This is a genomic window from Paenibacillus sp. 481 (assembly GCF_021223605.1).
Classification (GTDB): Bacteria; Bacillota; Bacilli; order Paenibacillales; family Paenibacillaceae; genus Paenibacillus_B.
This window is the reverse complement of the sequence record NZ_CP075175.1, coordinates 3812248-3835854: the sequence shown is the minus strand read 5'-3', so window position 1 is coordinate 3835854 and position 23607 is coordinate 3812248. Positions and strand designations below refer to the sequence as shown.

General features: G+C 45.9%; 21 protein-coding genes and 1 riboswitch. Of the genes, 1 reads left to right on the top strand and 20 read right to left on the bottom strand.

What is annotated here, in order from left to right:
- Positions 1-45: 45 nt before the first annotated feature.
- From serC to metA, 20 genes are all read right to left on the bottom strand, one after another.
- Complete coding sequence (serC, locus tag KIK04_RS16890; RefSeq protein ID WP_232274776.1) at positions 46-1143, bottom strand: 3-phosphoserine/phosphohydroxythreonine transaminase; 1098 nt, start codon at positions 1141-1143, stop codon at positions 46-48.
- A 261-nt stretch (positions 1144-1404) separates the two neighbouring features.
- Positions 1405-2829 (bottom strand): type I glutamate--ammonia ligase, encoded by a 1425-nt coding sequence (glnA, locus tag KIK04_RS16885; protein ID WP_232274775.1) that lies wholly within the window; start codon positions 2827-2829, stop codon positions 1405-1407.
- 246 nt (positions 2830-3075) lie between these two features.
- Entirely contained in the window at positions 3076-4137 is a 1062-nt protein-coding gene (aroF, locus tag KIK04_RS16880) for a 3-deoxy-7-phosphoheptulonate synthase (RefSeq protein ID WP_232278784.1), read from the bottom strand.
- A gap of 299 nt (positions 4138-4436) precedes the next feature.
- Positions 4437-5384 (bottom strand): 4-hydroxy-3-methylbut-2-enyl diphosphate reductase, encoded by a 948-nt coding sequence (locus KIK04_RS16875; RefSeq protein ID WP_232278783.1) that lies wholly within the window; start codon positions 5382-5384, stop codon positions 4437-4439.
- Between the two features lie 96 nt (positions 5385-5480).
- Positions 5481-6950, bottom strand: coding sequence for a sensor histidine kinase (locus KIK04_RS16870; protein WP_232274774.1), 1470 nt, complete (start codon positions 6948-6950; stop codon positions 5481-5483).
- 3 nt (positions 6951-6953) lie between these two features.
- Entirely contained in the window at positions 6954-7640 is a 687-nt protein-coding gene (locus KIK04_RS16865) for a response regulator transcription factor (protein ID WP_232274773.1), read from the bottom strand.
- A 168-nt stretch (positions 7641-7808) separates the two neighbouring features.
- Complete coding sequence (locus tag KIK04_RS16860; protein WP_232274772.1) at positions 7809-9497, bottom strand: S1C family serine protease; 1689 nt, start codon at positions 9495-9497, stop codon at positions 7809-7811.
- A 227-nt stretch (positions 9498-9724) separates the two neighbouring features.
- Entirely contained in the window at positions 9725-10114 is a 390-nt protein-coding gene (locus KIK04_RS16855) for a YugN family protein (protein WP_232274771.1), read from the bottom strand.
- A gap of 93 nt (positions 10115-10207) precedes the next feature.
- On the bottom strand, positions 10208-10870 hold the full coding sequence (locus KIK04_RS16850) for a response regulator (RefSeq protein WP_232274770.1): 663 nt from the start codon (positions 10868-10870) through the stop codon (positions 10208-10210).
- A 12-nt stretch (positions 10871-10882) separates the two neighbouring features.
- Positions 10883-11947 (bottom strand): HAMP domain-containing sensor histidine kinase, encoded by a 1065-nt coding sequence (locus KIK04_RS16845; protein WP_232274769.1) that lies wholly within the window; start codon positions 11945-11947, stop codon positions 10883-10885.
- A gap of 2 nt (positions 11948-11949) precedes the next feature.
- A complete protein-coding gene (gene liaF / locus KIK04_RS16840) occupies positions 11950-12777 on the bottom strand; it encodes a cell wall-active antibiotics response protein LiaF (RefSeq protein ID WP_232274768.1) in 828 nt (275 codons plus the stop codon).
- 244 nt (positions 12778-13021) lie between these two features.
- Positions 13022-13243, bottom strand: a complete 222-nt coding sequence (locus tag KIK04_RS16835) for a hypothetical protein (protein ID WP_232274767.1) — start codon at positions 13241-13243, stop codon at positions 13022-13024.
- 179 nt (positions 13244-13422) lie between these two features.
- On the bottom strand, positions 13423-14082 hold the full coding sequence (locus tag KIK04_RS24460) for a 3D domain-containing protein (RefSeq protein WP_442951097.1): 660 nt from the start codon (positions 14080-14082) through the stop codon (positions 13423-13425).
- Positions 14083-14190: 108 nt separating this feature from the next.
- Positions 14191-14649, bottom strand: coding sequence for a DinB family protein (locus KIK04_RS16825; protein WP_232274766.1), 459 nt, complete (start codon positions 14647-14649; stop codon positions 14191-14193).
- Between the two features lie 163 nt (positions 14650-14812).
- Positions 14813-16786: a threonine--tRNA ligase gene (gene thrS, locus KIK04_RS16820; protein WP_232274765.1), complete on the bottom strand. Its 1974-nt coding sequence runs from the start codon at positions 16784-16786 to the stop codon at positions 14813-14815.
- A gap of 424 nt (positions 16787-17210) precedes the next feature.
- Entirely contained in the window at positions 17211-18128 is a 918-nt protein-coding gene (gene ytxC, locus KIK04_RS16815; protein WP_232274764.1) for a putative sporulation protein YtxC, read from the bottom strand.
- A gap of 145 nt (positions 18129-18273) precedes the next feature.
- Entirely contained in the window at positions 18274-19413 is a 1140-nt protein-coding gene (gene mqnC, locus KIK04_RS16810) for a cyclic dehypoxanthinyl futalosine synthase (RefSeq protein ID WP_232278782.1), read from the bottom strand.
- A gap of 209 nt (positions 19414-19622) precedes the next feature.
- Entirely contained in the window at positions 19623-20771 is a 1149-nt protein-coding gene (locus tag KIK04_RS16805; protein ID WP_232274763.1) for a PLP-dependent transferase, read from the bottom strand.
- A complete protein-coding gene (locus KIK04_RS16800; RefSeq protein WP_232274762.1) occupies positions 20771-21958 on the bottom strand; it encodes an aminotransferase class I/II-fold pyridoxal phosphate-dependent enzyme in 1188 nt (395 codons plus the stop codon). The genes KIK04_RS16805 and KIK04_RS16800 overlap by 1 nt, the downstream gene beginning before the upstream one ends.
- On the bottom strand, positions 21955-22899 hold the full coding sequence (gene metA / locus KIK04_RS16795; RefSeq protein ID WP_232274761.1) for a homoserine O-acetyltransferase MetA: 945 nt from the start codon (positions 22897-22899) through the stop codon (positions 21955-21957). Before metA ends, KIK04_RS16800 begins: the two co-directional genes overlap by 4 nt.
- Positions 22900-23025: 126 nt before the next feature.
- A riboswitch (SAM riboswitch) is annotated at positions 23026-23175 on the bottom strand.
- Positions 23176-23384: 209 nt separating this feature from the next.
- Between metA and KIK04_RS24225 the strand changes: the two genes are divergently transcribed.
- A complete protein-coding gene (locus KIK04_RS24225) occupies positions 23385-23519 on the top strand; it encodes a hypothetical protein (RefSeq protein ID WP_269670956.1) in 135 nt (44 codons plus the stop codon).
- Positions 23520-23607 lie beyond the last annotated feature (88 nt).

The window sequence follows — 23607 nt, the reverse complement described above, 5'->3', positions numbered from 1 at the left end:
TGCTGCCTTTTAGCTGACCTGTAGTCACCGCTTATACACGTATATCTAACCATTCTGCTGCTGAAATTGACGCATAAACTGCGCCAAAGCGTCGCAGTTCTCATAAGGAACCGCATTGTAAATCGAAGCACGCAGGCCTCCAACACTACGGTGCCCTTTTAAACCGATAAAGCCTGCTTGATCGGCTTGCTTAATGAAGGCCTTCTCCAGCTCTTCATTGCCTAAGCGGAACGTTACGTTCATCAAGGAACGGCTGTCCTTATGCGCACAGCCACGGAAGAAGCCACCGCTCTCGTCAATCGCATGATACAGGAGCTGTGCTTTCGCCTGATTGTTGCGCTCCACCGCCGCTAGGCCACCCTGTGCCTGAATCCATTGCAGCACCAAGTTAACCATATAAACCGAAAATGAAGGCGGTGTATTGTACAGCGAATTATTTTTAAAATGTGTACTGTATCTCATAATCGTTGGGATCGTCTTTGGACTGTTAGCCAACAATTCCTCTTTTGCGATAACGACTGTAACACCGGAAGGGCCTAAGTTTTTTTGAGCCCCAGCATAAATGAGATCAAATTGAGAGACGTCAATTGGACGGCTAAGGATATCACTTGACATATCCATAATTAGAGGCACGTCTTGACGTGTCGGATATTGCGCGAATTGAGTGCCTTCGATCGTTTCATTCGAGGTTAAATGCACGTAAGCAGCGTTCTCTGGTGCGACGATTTCATGTGGCTGCGGCATACGCATATAAGCATCGCCTTCGGTTGAGGCAACGACCTTCGTCTCCCCGATTAACGCCGCTTCCTGAAGCGCTTTGTTCGCCCAAGCACCGCTGATGACATAGCCTCCGACCTTGTCAGGTGTCAACAAATTCATCGGAATCATCGCAAATTGAGTGCTGGCTCCCCCTTGTAAAAACAATACATCGTAGCCATCTGGCACTTGCAGCAATTGCTTCAACAGTAATTTCGCTTCATTGTGTACTTGCTCATAAACAGCTCCACGGTGCGACATTTCCATAATGGACATGCCTTGATTACGAAAATCTACGAATTCGGCTTGCGCTCGTTCTAACACTTCCAACGGCAATGCAGCTGGCCCCGCGTTAAAATTGTATGCTCGTTGTTGCTGATTTCCCATCCTTATCCCCACCTTCTGCTGGTCTTGATCTAAATTATTGTAATGATAGCAGGTATCTGCACGAGCTTCAATATCCAAATCAGAACTAAATCCGAAAAAAGACGTAATAGTTCAGCTGTTTCGTTCGGATTTTAGCCACATACGAACTACATACCATAACGTTACTACGCAAAAGAACCCGCATTACTGCGAGTTCTTGTGAAAAGTGCTATTCAACTATCGTGTCGAATGATGAATGATGCGTTCAAAAAATGATGTCGATTAGCAGTCAAAATAAAGGCTATACTCTTGCGGATGAATACGAATCGCAACCGACTTCGCTTCTCCACGTTTGAGGCTGATATAGTTATCGATAAAGTCTTTCGTAAATACGCCGCCTTCCAACAAGAACTCGTGGTCTGCCTCCAGAGCATCCAACGACTCTTCCATCGTGCCAGGTACGCTACGAATGTCTTTCTTCTCCGCATCGGACAAATCATAGATGTTGCGGTCATATGGGCCGTAACCCAGTGCGCTCGGGTCAAGCTTGCGCTTAATTCCGTCTAAGCCTGCCATCAACATAGCTGCAAACGCCAAGTATGGGTTAGCGGTAGAATCAGGCGTGCGGAATTCAATACGGCAGCCCTTAGGCGTTACAGCAGCGACCGGAATACGAACAGCTGCGGAACGATTTCCTTTGGAGAACACAAGGTTTACTGGCGCTTCGTAACCTGGTACAAGTCGTTTAAACGAGTTCGTACTTGGGTTTGTAATCGCAAGCAGCGCCGGAGCGTGATGCAAAATACCACCGATATAGTGCAGCGCCATCTCGCTCAAGTTCGCATAGCCACCTTTTTCGTAGAACAACGGTGTGTCCCCATTGAAAATGGACTGGTGCACGTGCATACCACTACCATTGTCGCCAAACAGTGGCTTTGGCATAAATGTTGCTGTCTTACCAAATTGGCGTGCCGTATTGTGTACGATATATTTGTACTTCATCAAATTGTCTGCTGTACGTGTCAATGTATCGAAGCGGAAGTTAATCTCGCCTTGACCTGCAGTTGCCACTTCGTGGTGATGACGCTCGATGCGCAAGCCTGCTTCTTGCAACAAGCGACACATCTCACTGCGCAAATCTTGCTGTGTATCGATAGGAGCAACCGGCACATAGCCGCCTTTAGTTTGAATTTTAAAGCCGAGGTTGCCGCCATCTTCTTTACGATTCGTATTCCAACCAGCCTCTTCTGAATCCACAAAGAACGAAGCACTGTTCATTGAATTTTCATAACGAACTTCATCGAAAATAAAGAACTCTGATTCAGGTGCAAAGTATGCATCCGTGCCTACACCTGTCGTTTGCATGAATTCCTCTGCCTTTTGCGCGATACTGCGCGGGTCACGTTCATAACGAACACCATCTGGGGTATGGATGTTACACATGATGATTAGTGTCGGATGAGCTGTAAAAGGGTCCACATAGCTCGTGTCTGTGTCAGGCATCATAACCATGTCAGATTCCTCGATACCGCGGAATCCTGCAATGGATGAACCGTCAAATGCTACGCCGTTCTCAAACGTTCCTTCTTCCACCTCTGTAGCAGGCAAGCTGATATGGTGAGCACGCCCCATCAAATCCACAAAACGGAAATCAACATATTGTATGTTTTTCTCTTTAATAAGCTCCAAAATAGCGTTAACAGACATCGTAACTCCTCCTAATCCCGAACATTAAACGTCCATTCCCCGTCAATTGTTCTTTTTCGTTTTTATTGTTAGAGTCATTATAGATCTTGAAGTAAAATTTCGTCAATAGTCATGTCAGGTATTTTTTATATTTCATGTAAGGTATGCTAACACGCACAAATCAGTATACAAATTATGCAAAAAACCTTGCCAAACATACCCAAAAGTATGTCTAGCAAGGTTCAATTAGAAAAAATTATTCAATTTTTACTTTTTCCATGTCAAAAAGTGTTCCGCGGGTTGCTTCACCGTATTAAAGGTTTTCCCGAATAATGGTGCCATCTGCTCAAAATCACGCAACAAAGCAGCAAATTGATCAGGGAACAAGGATTGTACACCGTCGCCAGTCATGGAATTGTCTGGATCGGTATGCATTTCAATAATGAGTCCGTCCGCTCCTGCGGCAACGGAAGCTTTGGACATCGGTTCTACCAACTCACGTCTGCCTGTCCCGTGGCTAGGATCAGAAATGACCGGTAAATGGCTTAGCTGCTTCATGACCGGAATAGCAGTCAAATCAAGTGTATTGCGCGTGTAGGTCTCAAACGTCCGCACACCACGCTCACACAGCATTACATTCGGGTTGCCTCCAGCCAAAATATATTCCGCTGCATTCAACCACTCATCGTATGTCGCGCTAAAACCGCGCTTCAATAGAACAGGCTTGCCGCACTCACCCAGCTTGCGCAGCAAATCAAAGTTCTGCATATTACGTGTGCCGACCTGCAAAATATCTGCGTATTCTGCACAAATATCTACATATTCAGGTGTCATAACTTCCGTTATTGTCAGCAGGTCATGCTTCTTACCCGCTTCAGCCATCATAACTAGACCTTCCACACCAACACCTTGGAAGCTGTACGGACCGGTACGTGGCTTAAATGCACCTCCACGCAGCACCTGACCACCCGCAGCTTTAACAAGACGGGCAGTCTCATCAATTTGTTCTGGCGTTTCTACCGCGCACGGTCCTCCCATGATAACAAGGTTGTCCCCACCTATTTTCACGCCACGGATATCAATAATCGTATCTTCGGGATGGAAGTCACGACTTGCCAATTTGTAAGACTTCGTAATTTTGACTACACTTTCAACGTCTTTCATTTGGCGCAAATGTTCAGCAAGCTTCGGTTCAGCTTTGCCTACAATACCGATAACCGTACGGTCTGCACCACGGGAGACGTGTACTTGTAATCCTGCACTTTCAATGACACCGATAATAGCTGAAATCCGCTCTTCTGTCGTATTGTTCGATACGATAACAATCATGACTTTCATCCTTTCGTCAGCAATATCTATGCTGTTCATTATTTTATATTTCATCACTTTCACACTAAGACGCTTATACGCTTTTAAGCTTTCATTCGTTAAAGTAACTATACTTGAATATGAGCTCGTTCGTCAAGACCTTTCACAACTTAATTTCGCACTGAATTCCGTAACTTAGCTTCGCAACTTTGCTACGCAGTCTAGTTCGACGTCACCGCACAAATATAATAAAACCACCTGTTTCCCAGCTAACGCTGTTCGATACAGGTGGCTATCATATTTATTTTAACTTATCCAGCTTACGCTCTTTTCTCGCGCACTACTGGCAGCAACTTCGCCATATTCACTGTCCGTTTTAACTCCCACGTACTTTCATCATTCGGATCATACTGTTCTAAGAAAGCAACAACTTCCTTCGTGAGAGGCGTCGGTGTCGAGGCACCGGACGTAACACCTACTTTATTAATGCCTTGCAACCACTCAAGCTTAAGCTCACTCAAGTCGGAAATCCGGTATGCTGGCGTTCCGGCAATTTCCTCAGACACTTGAGCTAAGCGATTGGAATTGTTACTGCGCGGATCTCCGACAACAATAACAAGCTCAACCTGCCCAGCTTGTTCGGCAACGGCATGTTGACGATCTTGCGTAGCCATGCAGATTTCGTTATGAATTTCGGCCCCTGGATACTTCGCAATAAGCCTGTTCATAATGTGCTTAATGTCCCACTGGCTCATTGTCGTTTGATTCGTAATGATGATACGCTCTGCATCAATTGACAACTGTTCAATTTCTGCTTCCTGCTCAATAAGATGAACTTTATCAGGTGCTACACCAATTGCCCCTTCAGGCTCAGGGTGACCTTTTTTGCCGATATAGATGACCTCATAGCCGTCGTCAGTCTTCTCACGAATCAGATCATGCGTACGCGTTACGTCAGGGCACGTCGCATCCACCGTCGTCAATCCTTTATCGCGCGCTTTGCGACGAACTTCAGGAGACACGCCGTGAGCAGTAAAAATAACCGTTCCCGATTCAATTTGTTCCAAAATTTCCATGCGATTTGGCCCATCAAGTGTAATAATGCCTTCATTTTCAAACGCATCTGTAACGTGGCTATTGTGCACGATCATGCCTAATATATAAATCGGACGTGGTAAATCCAAATTACGCGCCGTCAATTGTGCTAATTTCATTGCATCAACTACCCCGTAGCAGTAACCGCGCGGTGTAATTTTCATGACTTCCATCAAGCCACCTGCTTTCTTCATGTTCGCCTACTCTACATTATAGCATTCTTAACCGTTCTAATACGAATCTAGAGTTAAGTAATCTACCCTTACCTATTATACCGGATGAAGGTTTGCCTCGTCGACAACTGTAAGCGGCAGCCATATGATGAACGTCGTACCTTGTTCAGGTTGAGTCATGACTTCGACCGATCCGCGGTGCTCATCAATAATCCACTTCGCAATGGACAAGCCAAGGCCTGTGCCTGAAGTGACACCCCTTGAAACATCCGCACGATAAAAGCGTTCGAAAATATAAGGCACTTCACGCTCGTTCATGCCCATGCCTGTATCTTGCACTTTCAAACCAACTTGATTGTCTTGCCTGATCGCTTCCAAGCTAACCGTACCTGCCTGTGTGTATTTGAACGCATTTTCGATAAAAATAAAGAGCATTTGCTGCAAATAATCTTTATTCCCGTGCACGACAGCACCTTCCAAAGCAGCTGTATCTCCTATGACCCACTCTGCCTTGCGCGGCAAAAACTGCGCTCGGCGCACAACTTCTTCCACCAGCAATTTGATGTCCTGCGGCGATTTTTCCATTAAAGCGCCCGCATCTGCCCGTGCCAGCGATAACATATCATTGATGAGTCGACTCATACGCCGCGATTCATCCGCGATATCACTTAACGCTTCCATCGACATCTGATTACGTTCATTTTCGGTAAAAGGCAACGTTTTCGCTTCATTAATCCACATTTTTTCGAGGAGATCTACATTTCCTCGAATCGTCGTGAGCGGCGTACGCAACTCATGAGAAGCATCTGATACGAAGCGACGCTGCGCTCGATAAGCTTCGTCCAATTCATTGTAGAACGTTTCCATTCGACCTAGCATGTTATTTATCGTATCCGTAAGCTGACCGATCTCGTCTTCTGGCGGCCCTTCTCTACGAATACGCACACTTAGATCGGCTCCCTTTTGAATACGATCCGTGGCGCGAATAATATTTTCAATCGGACGCAACGATTTTTGCGCAAGAAACAATCCCAACGAGAACGCTAACACAACCGTCACCATCGAAGAAATAATTAATACGCTTTTTAACTCGCGAATAAAACGGCCTTCTACTCCCGTATAACGAGCGACTTGAATAGCCCCGACAATTTGTCCACCTTTTCTTTCGAGCGCTTTTTCTAGAACGACAAACTCGTACCCCTTGTCGAACTCTTTACGAAATCCCGACTTAATTTCACCTGCTTTACGCGGCGTCTTAAGCTGAATATCGTTGTCGTACAGATTAGAGCTTCCTTTCACTTGACCGTTTGTAAAATTAACAATTTGTACGAACAACTGCTCATACTCTAACCGCAACACATCGGATTGCGGAAGCTCAAAATTCAGCCCGCTCCACAAATCTCCCTCCGAGTAGATCGGGAGTTTATCCAATTGTTGCTCAAGATCATTTTTCACTTCTTTATATACGTTGTAATCCGCAAAGGCGTAAATCGCAACGCCGAACAGAAATAAGGTAAATGCAAGCAGCGCTGAATACCAAACAGTCAGTCGCAGACGAATCGACATTCGTTATGAGTCTCCTCTCAGCACATAGCCTGTGCCGCGTATCGTCATAATGATGCGCTTGCCGCCATGCTCTTCTGTTTTTTGTCGAAGCATCGCAATATAAACTTCGAGTACGTTGGATTCACCACTATAATCGTAACCCCATATTTTTTCCATAATGACATCGCGTGACAGGACACGCCTCGGGTTTTGCATAAACAAATGTAGCAACTCGAACTCTTTGGCCGTTAATTCAACTGCCTGACCGTCACGCTTCACTTCCCGTGTATGCAAATCCATCAGAATATCTTCAAATGTCAAACGATGACCTCCGCCTTCACCTTCCGAACGACGTCGCAGCAATGCCCGCACACGCGCTAGCAATTCTTCAAGGGCGAAAGGTTTGACCAAGTAGTCATCCGCGCCCGTGTCGAGTCCTTTCACCCGATCCTGCACTTCATCTTTGGCCGTAAGCATTAATACAGGCACTGTACTGCCCGCTTCACGCATCCGACGGCATACTTCCCAACCGTCTACCTCAGGCATCATCACATCTAAAATGACAAGCTCCGGCTCGCGAATCATCATTTCTCGCAACCCTTCCGCTCCATTAGCAGCAGTACGCACTTCATAGCCTTCAAAGACGAGACCGCGACGCAGCATCGACGTTATTTTTTCATCATCATCAATAATTAAAATGTTTGATCTCATAACGCTCTCCTCCACCTTCTCTTTCCAACTACCCCAATTGTTATATATCTTATTATAACCGTAATCGTATCATACGAAAGGGAAGCAAAGAACTGCTTGGCAATTCTCGCTCCCCTTTCCTCATCCTTCTTCCTGTAATTCCAATTGCCTAGCCCAGTTACTTAGCAACTAACGGCGCTTATTTTCATACTTGTTGCGGTCACCGATTTTAGCTTTCAAGTCGATTTTTTTGTCGTTACGCACAACTTGAAACGTTACTTCTTCACCAACTTTTTTCGTTTGAATCGCTTCAATCAGCTCTTGACTCGTGCCATACTTCGTTCCATTCATACCTGTAATGATATCGTAAGGACGTACATCCGCCTCATAAGCAGGTGTACCGAACATCACCTCTTGAACCATGGAACCTTCTTCGTATTTAATACCAAGTTGCTCCGTCAAGTCTTTGGTTACCGTTCGCAACGTTGCGCCAATAAACGGAGTCGGCTCCTTCGGAATTTCTTTGTTCGCTTTTAAATCTTCAACCACTTTTGCAATCGTGTTCGACGGAATGGCAAAGCCAATACCTTGTGCCTGACGGCTGACAGCTACGTTCATACCGACAACTTCGCCTTTCATATTCAAGAGCGGGCCACCAGAGTTACCTGGATTAATAGATGCGTCTGTTTGCATCAAGTTCTTGTACTCTCGTGTGGTTCCGTTATCATCGATCGCAATCGTACGTCCGCGCTGGCTTAGTACGCCAACTGTAACCGTGTGGTCGAATCCACGTGGGTTTCCGATTGCAACAAGCCAATCACCGACTTGCGTCGCATCAGAGTTGCCCATAGGTAGTGTTGGGAAGTTGCCTTCGCCTTCAATCTTCAGTACTGCCAAATCCAAATCTTTGCTATGGCCGAGCAACTTAGCAGTGAGCGGCTTATCATAGCCTTGCACCGTAACCTGAATCAGTTCCCCACCTGCAATCACGTGTTCATTCGTTAAAATATATCCACTTTTATCAAAAATAAAACCTGTACCAGAACCGAGTGGCTGCATTTCCGACTGCGATCCTGAATTACGTCCGCTATCATACGAATCTCCAAAGAACTCACGGAAGAACGGATCATTCATCCAAGGATTTGCGCTTTTATTGCTGCCCGCTTTGGCCATCGTTTCAATCTTAACGACTGCTGGGCTGGACTGCTTCGCAACCTCCGCTACACTTGGAGCGCCATCTGGGAATGGTGTGCCTGGATTATTGGTCATTACCGCCTCTGGAGCACTTGTGTTCCCTCCACCTGCAATCGCTTCGCCGCCCGTAAATAGATTCGTCCGATCCGCTGTATACATAAGTGCGCTAATAACGAGCATTCCGGCTAAAAATGAAGCAAATACCGTACGGAATGACGTGCTTCGACGCTTATTTCCTTCATTATACTTCCAGTTCCCTTGAAACGGAGGCGCTTGAACATGCTCCCCTTGCCCCATATAACTAGATGCATTGGCATCGGCCTGCATCTGGCCAACTGCCCCTGCTTCTCCGCGTCCATAATGTTCTCCGCTTGGCCCGACTTGGCGTGTCGAGCTAGAGAAAGGTAACGGCTTGACTGGAGCTGGTGGCGTCACTTGCACTTGACTCTTATGCCCACCAGTGTCTACTGATGTAGTCGTGTCTGGTGTTTGGCTTCGATTGGCGGACTGGTATGGGCCGTACGAATAATAATAAGGCGACCCTTTCTCGTTCGCTTGTGAATCTGTCACTTTCGAACTTGATGCCTGAACGGCTTCCTCTTGCTTCGTTTCATTGCTCACATGATCAGTTGTATTAAGGTCACCCGTACCGGATGAAGGATAAGATTTGCGTTGCTCTTCCATATACATTTACCTCCCAATTGATATATCCTGTTTGTCTAGCAAGACGAATGCGATGTTGTTGACGTTTCGTCTTGGCGTCTATGTTCTATATGTTTATCTTGAACTATAAACCTTAAACTTACCTTAAAAAAAGGATAATACAAAATAAAAGGTTATAAACTTCGATAACATTCCATAAAAAAAGCCAACCACATCAGTTTGTGGTTGACTTCACTTACTCCAAACAGCTAACCAAGTCTACGTTCAGCCTCTGCTAAACGATGACGAGCTTTGCCCACATCGTCAGCAGACAGCTCAGCATCAACGTTAGCAGGCGCTTGAAATTGATTGACTACTGCGCTCAACATTGGCGCGCCTGCTGTCTTATCATTTCCTTCGCAATACACATGCTTGAGAACGATTGGCTCCAGCAACCGAATATGTCCCTCGCCGTCATCCACTTCATTGTCATAAACATTCTCCAACGCTTTAAACGGGATACGCAGCCATAGCGTATGATCATCGTTTAACGGGCAATCATAACTTCCGCCCTCATAGCTCCAATTACCACCGATCGAAAACCCAAGTGGTTCCAAAGCTTCCGTTACCTCTTGGATACGAAATATTTGATTTGACACCGTACTATGTAAAGACTGCATTCAAATGTTCACCCTCGTCGCTCAAGCGCTCTATTTAGACTGTAGCTATAGGATAGACGAAATGCATGTCCTTTAACCACTCTTAGCCCACCCTTTTCGAAACGCCAACACTGCAAGCTGTGTTCGATCTTGCAGTTCACATTTCATTAATAAGTTGGATACATGTGTTTTTACGGTCTTAATGCTAATGTGCAGCTCATCGGCAATGTCACTATTGGACTTCCCCTCTGAAATAAGTAGCAGCACTTCCATCTCCCGCTCCGTAATCCCGTCACGAATCGGCTGTGCTGCCAGCTTGCGCAAGCCGCGTGTCAGCGCTTGTGATACGTCGCCGCTCATTACGGGCATCCCACGAACGACACTCCGCAAAGCGCTTACAAGTTCATCTGCAGATACGGTTTTTAGAACGTAGCTAACAGCTCCTGCTTGTATCGCTTCTACGACTTGCTCATCTTCCATAAAGCTGGTAAGCATCATAATTTTCAAATCGGCATACTGCTGCACCAACTGCCGCGTAGCCTCTACTCCGCTTATCTCGGGCATCATTAAATCCATAAGCACAAGATCAGGCAATTGCTGCTTGGCTGCTAATTGGGCTATCTCCTGTATCGCATGCAGCCCACCGCTCGCTTCGCCAACGATCTCGATCTCAGGATCTAGCATGAGATACGTTTTTAAGCCAAGACGAACCATTTCGTGATCATCAACAAGAAACACTTTAATCGACTGCCCCATTGAACTTTCCCCCTAGTCGGAATCCATGCCCAGCTCTGTATCTTCAACAAGCGCAATCTCTTCAAATAAAGGAATGTAAGCGCGAATTGTCGTCCCCGCTCCTGATTGACTAATAAGGTCCAAATGGCCCCCTAATTTATCGACTCTTTCACGCATCGTCAGTAAACCGTAGCTGCCTGTTCCTCTAGCTGACTGTAAATCGAACCCGATGCCATCGTCAGCTACCACCAATACAACTTGCCGCTGCGTTTCGTGCAGCGTTAGCGTAACTTGTCTAGCTCGGGCGTGCTTGACCACATTGGCCATTGCTTCTTGAATCATGAGAAAGCATTGATATTCCTTCGCTTCGGACAAGTTCGTTCGAACGTCAACCTCAATCTTGCCTTGCAGTCCATTTTGGCGGCAATAATCGGGAAACCATTGCTGCAATGCCTCTTGCAAGGTATGTCCATTCAACTCCAACGGCCTCAGCTGCGCAATTAACACCCGCATTTGCCGTTGGGCCGTATGCGACATTTGAATAAGCTGCTCGACCAAAATACGCGCCCTTTGCTCATCCAAATCCATCACCTTAGGTAGTGATGATGATGCCATATGCAGCGCGAACAATTGCTGACTGACGGTATCGTGCAAATCACGCGCCAATCGCCGACGTTCTTCTACGATAACCGCCTCGCGTTCCTGATCACGCTCCATTACATCTTGTTCCGACAATTTTTGCAGCAAGTGTAGCTTCGGTTCAATTTCGTTAATCATGTTATTAAAGTCCTCGTACAATGGACTGAAGCCGTTGCTGTCCTGAACCGGTATTCGAACCGACCAATTCCCTTTCGTTACTTGCATCATATGCTCTTGCAGCACATCTAAACGACGCTGTATCCTCAACCCCGTTACATAACCGGCGATCAATGCTATCGATAAAATAAGAACGACGACGTACATCCACCAATTATCATCGACAAGTACGTTATCTAAGGCAAACCATAATCCAATGATAGTTAGGCAACCGACAACAATGAACGATAAGAGTAGTTCCCATTTTGTACTATCTGTGCTGCGAATCCAACGCGTAATCATGCTTAACCTACCCGTGTAACTTTTACGGTACCGATTAACGTATTGATCGAAATATGTATTTTTTTGCCTGTCTCATAAAAATGTGGAGTAGTCATACTTCCCGTATTTCCTATCCCTTCCTTCTTTTCCCCTAGCACATTCACCTCTCCGATGACAGCAGATGTCGTGATGTTAAGCCCTAAATCCATATCATAAGGAAGAAATACTTTGACATCCCCAATAAAAGAGGAGATGTTAATATCCGTTTTACCGTAAGGAATTTGTGCTCTCGTCAAATCGATTATCGTATCCCCGATAAATTGACTAACATCGAGCGGCTTGAGCTCCCAGTATTCTTTGCCAAGCTGAATATTACCTAGAAAACTCGACTTCTTAAGTTTAATGGGTGGGGTGGTATATGGATTATCCTTCATCCAATTATCTGCAGCCATTTCGGGATTACCGTAAACATCATGCATACCCATATCGTCTTTGTATACATTCGGGTACGGTGACACACTAAAATCTGTGTTATTTTTAGGCTTCAGCAAAAAAGAAATACCGAGCGCAACGAGGCCAACGGGAAGCAGAAACGGTATGATATCGCCTAGTGAGTATGTGACCAGTCCTAAATTACGTAATAATAAGTAGGCTCCGATAATAAGAACTAAAATGGACCACCACACTCTTTTGACTAACATATAACATCCATACACAAGAAGGAAAACCGGCCAGAATGTCCGGAATAGATCTGCCAGTTCAATATCGATAATATTTAGTTGCTTAAGCATAAAAAAGATACCTAACATAATCAAGCCCAAACCACCGAGCCATCGTGTGCCTTTAACCATAAAACACCCTCCATTTCGCTGAACTTCGTCTTCTTCATCTTCTAGCTTCAGTGTAAAGAAAACTGGCATTTCATGCTAGTGGCGACGGAAGTATTTGTATATCGGTCTAGAGGCGGAGGATGTGGGAATAAATTCATATTTGTACACACAAAAACGACCGCCCTACAAAGGCGGTCGTTCATGTTGCCTCTCACGCAGGCTGAATGCCACACGAAAGCTACATCAATCATCTCCATACACAAGCTTACTGTTGCGAGTTAGAGGCCGAATTCTGTGATGCTTTATTTCGAGCACTAGCACCTGCAATACCTGCAGTACCCGCAGCACCTGCTTCTTCAGCAAATTCCGCTCCGAATTGTTCGTTAGCGAATTCGTTTTGGTTCGCAAATCCCTGTGAAGCACCTACGTGAGCACCTGTTTGAGCACCTGCTTGATTTGCACCAGATCTGTTGTTACGTCTAGCCATCGCATAACACCTCCGCATCAACACCTGCATCATCGTGCAGACATTGTTTATTTGGGAAAGGTCATTTCCACAACAACTATTATGCGATGTCTCTAATGTGTTTATGCGATGGTGCTCTTAGCAGGTTAACCCAACTGCTGCACCAAGCTACTCATGTAATTATGCGGTCATCCGCCTTTTTAAAGCATGGATTTTGGTACACCACCATGCTTAAACACGGCTTCATTTAATTGCTTGAACATTTGCTCCGTCAATTTGCCATTACCACGTTTAATCAACTGAACTTCAACCTCTTTTTTTCCCCATTGGTTAAATACTTGCTTCGTCGTATCAAAATATAAATCAATTTTTTTACCTTTAATTTTGCCACCAATATCCGCAACTACCCCATATCCGTAATCAGGGATATACAAGATAGAACCTAGCGGGAACTCCTTTAAGTCAGCCGCTATCGTAGACACGTACCCACGACGCACTTTTACACCTGAATACGTAATTCCGTACTCAGGATGCCCTGGCCTTTTGCCTGTTGATTCAATACCTGCTGTATAGCCAGTGGCAATGACATGGACCTTGTCGAGTACTAGCTGATTTACGGGCGCAAAAGCTTGGTCCATATACGATTGCCACGTTCGCCCGTTATTGGCAGCCTGCCCGTTAACTGGCACCGTTTTTGCTTTCGCATCTGGCTTTACATGAACCGTAGAGGCGGCAGAGGCTGAAGCCGTGCCAATAACTAAACAAATCATAGCGGTCATGAACAGCGCCGTCATAACTTTAAATCGTGACACGTTCATGTTGTGCGTGGTCGTATACTTCGTTTGCTCATGTGATCTCATGTTAAATGTAACGTTCCTTCCCTGGTTAACGATTTGTTAACATATGGTTTGTTTCCTAGAGGGAAGGTTACCCCGTTAAATGGTTTATTATTCATATTACTATGCCACTTACACAAATTTGCGTAACGCTTGAATGGCCCCAGTATGTAGCCCTTCGTGATAAATGGTTCGAACTAATACTTGAGAAATGGTATTCATCCCTAGTTCGGTTTCTGAAAATGTTTGTTCCAACCGTTCGGCATAAGTTGCCCGAATGAATGCAGGTTGCTGCTCGAGCAACTGAGTAAGCGTTTGCAAGTCAGGTATTGATGAATCCCAATTCGCTGGGCTAGTCCCGTAATTAAACCATTCCAAGTACCCATCTGGAATCTCGATCCGTTCTTTGGTTAAATGCTGAATCCATAAATATTGATCGACGAAAATGTGGCCTAAATTCCAACGGATATTGTTGTTGAATCCTGTTGGTATGATGTTGGCTTGCTCTTCGGTGATGAACTCCACAATATCTAAAGTCACTTTCCGGGAAAAATCAAGCTGGTTAAATAAAACTTCATGCCGCTTATTCATCAATGTTCCCCCTTGACATGCTCATGCATTTTTTGACCCATCCTACTTATTCGCCTTTTATACACGTTTTCCTGTCCAGCCTACAACGCCAAGCACCTGAGCAAAAAAGGACAAAAAAATGGCGTGCTCACCGTTCCCAGTAAGCACGCCATGTTAACCACGATTATTTTTCGTTGGATTCGGGTTTCGTCGCTTGTGCAACGTGACGGCTGCGAATTTCTTCTTGCAGCTTCGCAATCACATCAGCAAGCGGCTGAATTCCGAGGTCGCCCTCTCCACGTTTACGCACGGAGACAGCGCCATTATTTTTCTCGTTCTCACCGACAACGAGCATGTACGACATTTTCTCAAGCTGTGCTTCGCGAATTTTGTAGCCGAGCTTCTCATTGCGCAAGTCAGCTTCCACACGGATGCCCGCTTCCTTCATCGCTTCTTCTACTTCTTTTGCATACGCTTCGTAAGTAGGCGATACCGGAATAATCTTCGCTTGAATCGGTGACAACCAGAGCGGCAATGCGCCTGCAAAGTTCTCCAGCAAGAACGCAGTCATACGCTCCATCGTACTGATAATACCGCGGTGAATAACGACCGGACGATGCTTCTGTCCATCATCGCCCACGTATTCAAGCTGGAAGCGTTCTGGCAGCAAGAAATCAAGCTGTGCTGTGGACAACGTCTCTTCTTTGCCAAGCGCTGTCTTAATTTGAACGTCAAGCTTCGGACCATAGAATGCTGCTTCGCCTTCTGCTTCATAGAAGTCCAAGCCAAGCTCTTCTACCACTTCGCGCAGCATACGTTGCGACATTTCCCACATTTGATCGTCTTGGAAATACTTCTCCGTATCTTGCGGATCACGGTAAGACAAACGGAAACGATAGTCTTTGATACCGAAATCGTCATAGACGCGGCGAATCAAGTTTACAACGCGTGCAAACTCTTCTTTAATTTGATCCGGACGGCAGAAAATGTGCGCATCGTTCAATGTCATCGCACGTACACGGTGCAAGCCTGTAAGCGCACCGGACATTTCGTAGCGGTGCATCGTGCCGAGCTCCGCAATACGAATCGGCAATTCGCGGTAGCTGCGCAGATCACTCTTATACACCATCATATGGTGCGGACAGTTCATCGGGCGAAGGACGAGTTCCTCGTTGTCCATCTCCATTTTCGGGAACATATCCTCACTGTAATGTTCCCAGTGGCCGGAAATTTTGTATAGCTCTACGTTAGCCAATACTGGCGTGTACACGTGGCTGTAGCCCAAACGCTCTTCCAAATCAACAATGTAGCGCTCCATCGTACGGCGCAAAGTAGCACCATTCGGCAGCCAAATTGGCAAGCCTTGTCCAACTTCACGCGAGAAGCTGAAAATTTTCAACTCTTTACCGAGCTTGCGGTGATCGCGTTTCTTCGCCTCTTCCAGCAAGTGCAAATGCTCGTCCAGCTGTGCTTTTTTCGGGAATGCTGTACCGTAAATACGTTGCAACATCTTATTTTTAGCATCTCCACGCCAATAAGCGCCCGCCAAGTTCAACAGCTTGAACACTTTCAACTTGCCTGTAGAAGGAACGTGCGGCCCACGGCACAAGTCGAAAAATTCGCCTTGATCATAAATCGTAAGCTCAACGTCTGCTGGCAAATCGTTAATAAGCTCCAACTTCAAGTTATCGCCTAACTCTCCGAAAATGCGCAAAGCTTCATCACGAGATACGACGCGACGGCTAATCGGCAAGTTCTCAGATACGATGCGATCCATTTCTTTTTCAATTTTCGGCAAATCTTCAGGTGTCAAAGACACGTCAAGGTCGATGTCATAGTAGAAACCATCTTCAATAACTGGACCGATACCCAGCTTTAAGTCTGCATCTTTGTACAGGCGCTTAATCGCTTGCGCCATCAAGTGAGCTGTACTATGACGCATCACTTCAAGTCCGTCTGCGGAATCCGGCATCACGATTTCCACTTTCGCATCTTGCTCAAGCGGCGTGTACAAATCAACGACTTTACCGTCGATTTTGCCGGCTAAAGCGTTCTTTTTCAAACCGCTGCTAATCGAAGCCGCCACATCTTCAATCGTGGAGCCACGCTCATATTCGCGTACAGCGCCGTCTGGCAACGTAATTTTAACAATAGACATTCTAATATCCCCCTCAAAATCACTATGACAAAATAAAAAAACACCCGCCCTAAAAAAAGGGACGAGTGTCTATTCGCAAATAAACTCGTGGTTCCACCCTCATTCGATTGCAATCCCTACTGCACGTACATCAAAGCAAAGGGTATTGAAATCCTTGAGCATTCGTTATCGGGAATGACGCGGTAAATGTTACTGTTCAACTATAAGTCCATACACCGATCGTATATCAATCTTCATGTGGGCTTATGTTGAGGTTCCCATTCACTGCTCAGAAGGGGTAAATGTAGGTGTACACCGAAGGGAATTACAGCCAAGTTCCCTCTCTCTGGACGGTTCCGTCCGACATTCATGTCTTCATCGTCGCATAGCCTGTATCCAACTAATCGTTCAATACGGCATATTATATGCGATAATCAATCAACGGTCAAGGGTAAGCCTCCGGCTGAATTTCATCGCTCAAAAACGGCTGGCAGGAGATGCAATATACACACACTTGCACACGCGATTCAAAAATTTGCTGGATCGTCTTAATAACCTGCGACTCCGGCTCGCGTGTATGTATAATAATGTTTTGCGGCGACACATTGATCAGCGTACTTACGATCATATCCTCCATTTCCATGTCGCAATCGATCATTTCAACGACCATACCGTCTACAACATGCGTTGGTTCTAGCGGTTGAAGTTGTTCATTCAACAACGAAAACTCATGTCCGCCTTTGTGCATCAAGTGAGCCAACGGAATTTTCGTATCTTGAATAAATACGAAATATTTAAGTAGCCCGATAAATTCTTGATATTGTCGCTCAAGTACAAACTCATCAATCGCATATTCGACAACCTCTTTTAGCTCACTCATATAGCTGTCCAACCGAAATCGAATATAACCATCGATATTAATCGCCGTATGTTCCTCTAAATACGTACGTAGCAAACGCGCAAGCTTGCTTTTTCTCCTGACTCGCGATTCTTTTCCACCCGTATCATCCGTACCGTTCAGCAGTTGGATACAGTATCGTTCTACTTTGACACGGTCTGCTGCATCATATTTGGACTCACGAGCGATAAGTGTACGAATAAGCGGTTGTTCCTTATATGCCAAAATAAATTCGGCTAACGCCCTTGCGGTACGGTTCCACACTTCATGTCCTTGCTGCTCCAAATGAAAATGCGGTAGTACGCCACGGCACGTAATCCACGCCAGCTGGTCTGAACAGCTGTGTTCCAGCGTTACACTTTCCGTCTCTGTATGTAAATCGCCCAATTCTTGCTGTAGCAGCTCGAAAAGGCACAATACATCATCTTGCTTTGCCTGCGGAATAGACACAGTGAACAGTTCCATGAACTCACTCCTTTCTGTTCCTTATTCAGTATATGGGAGCGAGGAAATAGATATACGAAGACGCTTTTGGAAAAAAGAAGGTACAAAAAAACGCACGTTAGAGCATGGAGTGCTCCGACGTGCGTTTTGGTTAAACGTATGAGTCCTAATTTTGCATAATAAAATCGCGTGTGACCGCAGAATTGTTCTCGTCAAATACTTGGAGAATGTTATATTTCGTATCGCGCTGCGCAGGAATTTTGCCTGCCTCACGAATCAGACGCAAAATGCTTTCAATATTAACTTTATGCGTAGCACCAGCAGCAGATACGACGTTTTCTTCGATCATCGTACTTCCGAAGTCGTTGCAACCGAAAGAAAGCGTCTTTTTACCGATTTCCGGCCCCATCGTTACCCATGAAGCTTGGAAGTTCGGAATATTATCCAAGTAAATCCGGCTAATGGCAAGCGTCTTCAAATATTGCTCTGGCGAGACGCGCTCTGCTTTCATCCGTGTGTTATCTGGCTGGAACGTCCATGGAATAAAGGCAAGGAAACCTTTTGATGAATATTCATTCTGAAGACATTCATCTTGTGCTGTACGTACACGCTCCAAATGAAGCGCGCGCTCATCCATCGTTTCACCGAAGCCGATAACCATCGTTGCGGTCGTATTCATGCCGACTTTGTGAGCGGTTTGCATGACGTCCATCCAATCGCGCCAAGAGCCTTTTAGGCGGCTAATCTTGCGACGTGTACGGTCATCCAAAATTTCAGCTCCACCACCAGGCAAAGAATCCAAACCTGCCTCGTGAATTTGACGCACAACTTCTTCCAATGAAAGACCGTCAGACACTTCTTTCATTTTCCATATTTCAGCTGGTGAAAAAGAGTGCATCGTGATGTCCGGGAAGCGACGTTTAATTTCACGCAACAAATCAGTATAGTAGCTAAACGGCAAATTCGGATTCGTGCCGCCTTGCATTAATATTTCGGTACCGCCTACATCAACGGTTTCTTGAATTTTTTGAAAAATAACTTCATCAGGTAGTACGTATCCTTCATTCGATCCTGGAGAGCGGTAGAAGGCGCAAAACCGACAATACACATCACAAATATTCGTGTAGTTGACGTTTCGCCCGATAACGAACGTTGCAAGCGGATCGGGGTGCCACTTCTTCATCATTTCATTCGCAACATGGCCCATTTTCTCCACTTGATCGGATTCAAACAACGTGACGCATTCGTCCGTGTCGATACGTTCACCGCGCAGCGCTTTGTCCAATATGCGGTCAACCGGTGACATCATCGTCACAGTCACTTCCTCTCATGTTAGGTTTAAACTATTGATAAGCGTATCACAAATTGGGTCAAAACAACAGCACCCTTCCGGTATGCTTTTTTGCAAATTAGTGGCGAATCTAATTAGCATAAAGGCCGGAAGGGCGTTGTTTCAATGAGGTTAAAGTCATGTTTAGGTGATACATAAGTGATGTTTAAATCATGTTTAAATGCTTAGCCTGAAAGGGCTTGATTAAGGTCGGCAAGCAAATCATCAATATGCTCCAAGCCGACTGAGAAACGCAGCAATCCGTCTGTAATGCCGCGCTCTTGACGTACTTCATGCGGCATTGCGGCATGTGACATCATGGCTGGGTAAGACAGGATGCTCTCGACCGCGCCTAAGCTGACCGCGACAAGCGGCAGCTCAACGCGGTTCAGCACTTGCTTGGCGCGTTCGCCGGAACCGACGTCAAATGAGACGACAGCGCCGTAGCCGCGCGATTGCTTTTCGTGAATGTCTCGCCCAGGGTGGTCGATCAGACCTGGGTAATAGACGTTCGCAATATCCTTGCGGCCTGTAAGCCACGCCGCTAATTTGGCTGCGCTCGTTTCACTGTGGCTCATGCGGGCTTCTAACGTCTTCATGCCACGAATCAGCAGCCAGCTATCTTGCACACCTAGCACAGTGCCAAGTCCGTTCTGCAACTGCTTCACTTGCCGACCTAGCGCATCATCAGCGGTAACCGCAAGTCCTGCCAGCACATCACTGTGGCCGCCCAAAAACTTAGTCGCACTGTGTAAGACAATATCAACACCTAGCTCAATTGGACGTTGGTGATACGGCGTCATAAACGTATTGTCTAGCAATGTGAGCAAGCCATGCGATTTCGCCCATGCTGTCACAGCGGCAATGTCCGTAATTTTGAGCGTCGGGTTAGACGGTGTTTCCATATATACGGCTTTCGTATTTGGTCGCAGCGCAGCTTTAACGAGATCGAGATTCGTCATATCTACAAACGTCGTTTCAATATGTAGTCGACTTAAAATCGACGTCAGCAATCGATACGTGCCACCGTATACATCTTCTGTTACGATGACATGGTCTCCTGCGGAAAGTAACAAAAAGGCCGAAGAGATAGCTGACATGCCGGACGAAAAAGCAAACCCACGCTTCCCGCCCTCTAATACTGCGATATAGTCTTCCAACGCTTGGCGTGTCGGATTACCTGAACGGGAATAGTCAAATTCCGGTGGCTCATAAATATTTTCATGATGAAAGGTTGATGCCTGATAAATAGGCACGCTCGAAGCTCCTGTAGTCTTGTCGATCTCGCCACCGAAGTGAATCAACTTTGTGCCGAATTGTTTGTTCTGACTCATTATTGTTCCCCCTCCACCTCTCTATGCGCTGCCTCCAACGCTTGCTCTAAATCCGCAATAATGTCATCTACATGCTCGATTCCAACTGAAAAACGCAACAGGCGATCGTCAACACCTACTTGATCGCGAATTTCCTGCGGAATATCAGCATGTGTCTGAACGGCAGGATACGTCATCAGTGACTCTACCCCACCTAAGCTTTCTGCAAACGCAATCAGCTTCAAGTGTCGCAAAATCGGGTCCACGTAGCGAGCGTCCTTGACTCGGAATGAAAAAATGCCTGTATTGCCAGAAGATTGCCGACGCTGGATATCATAGCTCGGATGATCTTCAAGCGCTGGATGGAAGACGGCAACAATAGATGGATGCTCTGTCAGCCAGCGAGCAACGCGCTCTGCATTGTATTCGTGGCGCTCCATCCGAATGGCCAGTGTCTTCATCCCACGCATTAGCTGATAGGAATCAGACGGGCTCAACACTGCTCCGATTGAATTGTGCAAAAAGGCCATCTGTTCAGACAACTCTTTGCCTTTCGTAACAATTAGTCCAGCTAGCACGTCGTTATGCCCACCAAGATATTTGGTTGCGCTATGAATAATAATGTCGGCCCCCAATTCCAGCGGACGTTGGAAGAATGGAGTAAGCAATGTGTTGTCCACTACCGTTAGCAACCCGTGCGTCTTCGCCCACGCGGATACTTTCTCGATGTCCGTAATCATCATGAGCGGATTCGTAGGTGTTTCAATAATGACCGCCTTCGTTGACGGTGTTCGCACCGACTCCAACGCATCCATATCATTTGTATCTACATAAGAAGCAGTTATACCAAAACGGGATAAGATGCGCTCAAGCAGACGGTAAGTGCCACCGTATAAATCTAGCGACACAATCAGATGATCACCTTGACTGAACAAGGTGAATATAGTCTGCAACGCAGCCATCCCGCTGCTACACGCAAAGCCGGCATCACCGCTCTCCAAAGCAGCAGCCGCGTCTTCTAGCACCTGCCGCGTCGGGTTTTTCGTACGGATGTAATCAAATCCTGTACTTTGCCCAAGCCGTGGATGACGAAAAGCTGTTGACTGGTAGATCGGAAAATTGACTGCACCTGTGTTCGGCTCTTGAATAGAACCGATTTGAGCCAAGCGGCTCTCCAACCGATATTTTGTCTCGTCGCGCTCGATCATTGTGTGATAACCCCTTCCTTGTTAGCAGCAGCATAGTCTAATTCAAATGGCGTTTCTTGATATACGTAGTAGTTCAGCCAGTTGGAGAACAACAAATTCGCATGCGCACGCCATGTCGAAAACGGTCTTTTTGTCGGATCATTTCCCGGAAAATAATTTTTCGGCAGATCCATGGCCATTCCTTTTTCAACATCGCGGTCGTATTCCCATTGCAACGTACAGGCATCGTATTCGGAATGTCCCGTTACGAATATTTGCTTGCCATCTCTTGAAGCAACTAAATATACGCCCGATTCTTCCGATGCAGAGAGCACTTCTAACTCCGCTACCTTATCAATATCTTCTTGTCGGAATTCAGTGTGACGGGACTGTGGGACAAGAAACATTTCATCGAATCCGCGAGTTAACTGTACATTTTCTTTTTTCAGCTCGTGTGGAAACACACCGAATATTTTGTGATCCAACGAATATTTAGGCACACCGAAGTGATAATACAATCCTGCTTGAGCAGCCCAACAAATATGGAACGTGGACGTGACTTTCTTTTTCGACCATTCCATAATATGGCATAACTCACTCCAGTAGTTCACTTCTTCAAATTCCATTTGCTCTACCGGCGCTCCTGTAATAATAAGACCATCGAACCTTTGATCCTGTATATCTTCAAACGTTTTATAGAAACTGGATAAATGCTCAGCTGACGTATTTTTAGAAGTATGTGTAGCTGGATGAAGCAGCGTCACATCTACTTGCAGCGGCGTATTTCCGATTAAGCGCAACAATTGAGTCTCCGTAGTCTCTTTCGCTGGCATCAAATTCAGAATAATAATTTTTAACGGACGAATGTCTTGCTGGTAAGCACGCGTTTCATCCATCACAAATATGTTCTCCTGTGTTAAAACTTCTTTCGCCGGCAAATGATCGGGTATTTTAATCGGCATGTGACGCTCCTCCTTCGTAGGGTTCGAGTTTATTGTTAAATGATGACATTCAGGTAGGAGGTTACAAAAAAAACCTTCCCCGGCATTCGAGAAAGGTTTCGCGTTAAAAAATAAACATATGCGCCTCTCTCATCTCTCAGCAACGGGCATACCGTTCCTGCAAGAATTAGCACCGTGCGTTATGAAAATGGCTGCTTGCGCTCTATGAGCGCCGCGTCATTAACGCCGGTTGCCGGGTGTCATCGGGCTTGTCCCTCCACCTACTCTTGATAAGATTGCAACTCATATTCAATTGTAACTGCCGTGCATATGTTGCACTTGGTAATAATTTAATGCAAGTCGAGTCGCTCGTCAAGAGGAAATTCACCATCTTTTACCGTTGGCATACGTTGTAGGGAAAACCTTGAAAGCATGGAAGCGACGGATTATACTAGACAAGTGCTTATTTGCACAACCTTATTTTAATGATATGAGGTGAAGTTCGGATGGATGGCGATCCCAGACCGAGAGACGGCGTTAACGGACAACTGAATAGGATGATTCGATCACTTGCGCGTCTTGGCTGCATGGATTGCTTTATGCTGACCTATTTGCCAACCGAACATTTGGCTATAAGATAAGAGCGGACTGCGCTTAGTGCACCGACGACGTTGCAACCTCGATCGAATCGTCTACTTTGACGATGACGTCTGTTCTCGTGCTGAAACA

Excerpts from the sequence above, each read along its gene's own strand:
- serC (WP_232274776.1), bottom strand. The coding sequence starts at position 1,143 with ATGGGAAATCAGCAACAACGAGCATACAATTTTAACGCGGGGCCAGCT.
- glnA (WP_232274775.1), bottom strand. The coding sequence starts at position 2,829 with ATGTCTGTTAACGCTATTTTGGAGCTTATTAAAGAGAAAAACATACAA.
- aroF (WP_232278784.1), bottom strand. The coding sequence starts at position 4,137 with ATGATTGTTATCGTATCGAACAATACGACAGAAGAGCGGATTTCAGCT.
- KIK04_RS16875 (WP_232278783.1), bottom strand. The coding sequence starts at position 5,384 with ATGGAAGTCATGAAAATTACACCGCGCGGTTACTGCTACGGGGTAGTT.
- KIK04_RS16870 (WP_232274774.1), bottom strand. The coding sequence starts at position 6,950 with ATGTCGATTCGTCTGCGACTGACTGTTTGGTATTCAGCGCTGCTTGCA.
- KIK04_RS16865 (WP_232274773.1), bottom strand. The coding sequence starts at position 7,640 with ATGAGATCAAACATTTTAATTATTGATGATGATGAAAAAATAACGTCG.
- KIK04_RS16860 (WP_232274772.1), bottom strand. The coding sequence starts at position 9,497 with ATGGAAGAGCAACGCAAATCTTATCCTTCATCCGGTACGGGTGACCTT.
- KIK04_RS16850 (WP_232274770.1), bottom strand. The coding sequence starts at position 10,870 with ATGGGGCAGTCGATTAAAGTGTTTCTTGTTGATGATCACGAAATGGTT.
- KIK04_RS16845 (WP_232274769.1), bottom strand. The coding sequence starts at position 11,947 with ATGATTACGCGTTGGATTCGCAGCACAGATAGTACAAAATGGGAACTA.
- liaF (WP_232274768.1), bottom strand. The coding sequence starts at position 12,777 with ATGGTTAAAGGCACACGATGGCTCGGTGGTTTGGGCTTGATTATGTTA.
- KIK04_RS16835 (WP_232274767.1), bottom strand. The coding sequence starts at position 13,243 with ATGGCTAGACGTAACAACAGATCTGGTGCAAATCAAGCAGGTGCTCAA.
- KIK04_RS24460 (WP_442951097.1), bottom strand. The coding sequence starts at position 14,082 with ATGAGATCACATGAGCAAACGAAGTATACGACCACGCACAACATGAAC.
- KIK04_RS16825 (WP_232274766.1), bottom strand. The coding sequence starts at position 14,649 with ATGAATAAGCGGCATGAAGTTTTATTTAACCAGCTTGATTTTTCCCGG.
- thrS (WP_232274765.1), bottom strand. The coding sequence starts at position 16,786 with ATGTCTATTGTTAAAATTACGTTGCCAGACGGCGCTGTACGCGAATAT.
- ytxC (WP_232274764.1), bottom strand. The coding sequence starts at position 18,128 with ATGGAACTGTTCACTGTGTCTATTCCGCAGGCAAAGCAAGATGATGTA.
- mqnC (WP_232278782.1), bottom strand. The coding sequence starts at position 19,413 with ATGTCACCGGTTGACCGCATATTGGACAAAGCGCTGCGCGGTGAACGT.
- KIK04_RS16805 (WP_232274763.1), bottom strand. The coding sequence starts at position 20,771 with ATGAGTCAGAACAAACAATTCGGCACAAAGTTGATTCACTTCGGTGGC.
- KIK04_RS16800 (WP_232274762.1), bottom strand. The coding sequence starts at position 21,958 with ATGATCGAGCGCGACGAGACAAAATATCGGTTGGAGAGCCGCTTGGCT.
- metA (WP_232274761.1), bottom strand. The coding sequence starts at position 22,899 with ATGCCGATTAAAATACCCGATCATTTGCCGGCGAAAGAAGTTTTAACA.
- KIK04_RS24225 (WP_269670956.1), top strand. The coding sequence starts at position 23,385 with ATGGATGGCGATCCCAGACCGAGAGACGGCGTTAACGGACAACTGAAT.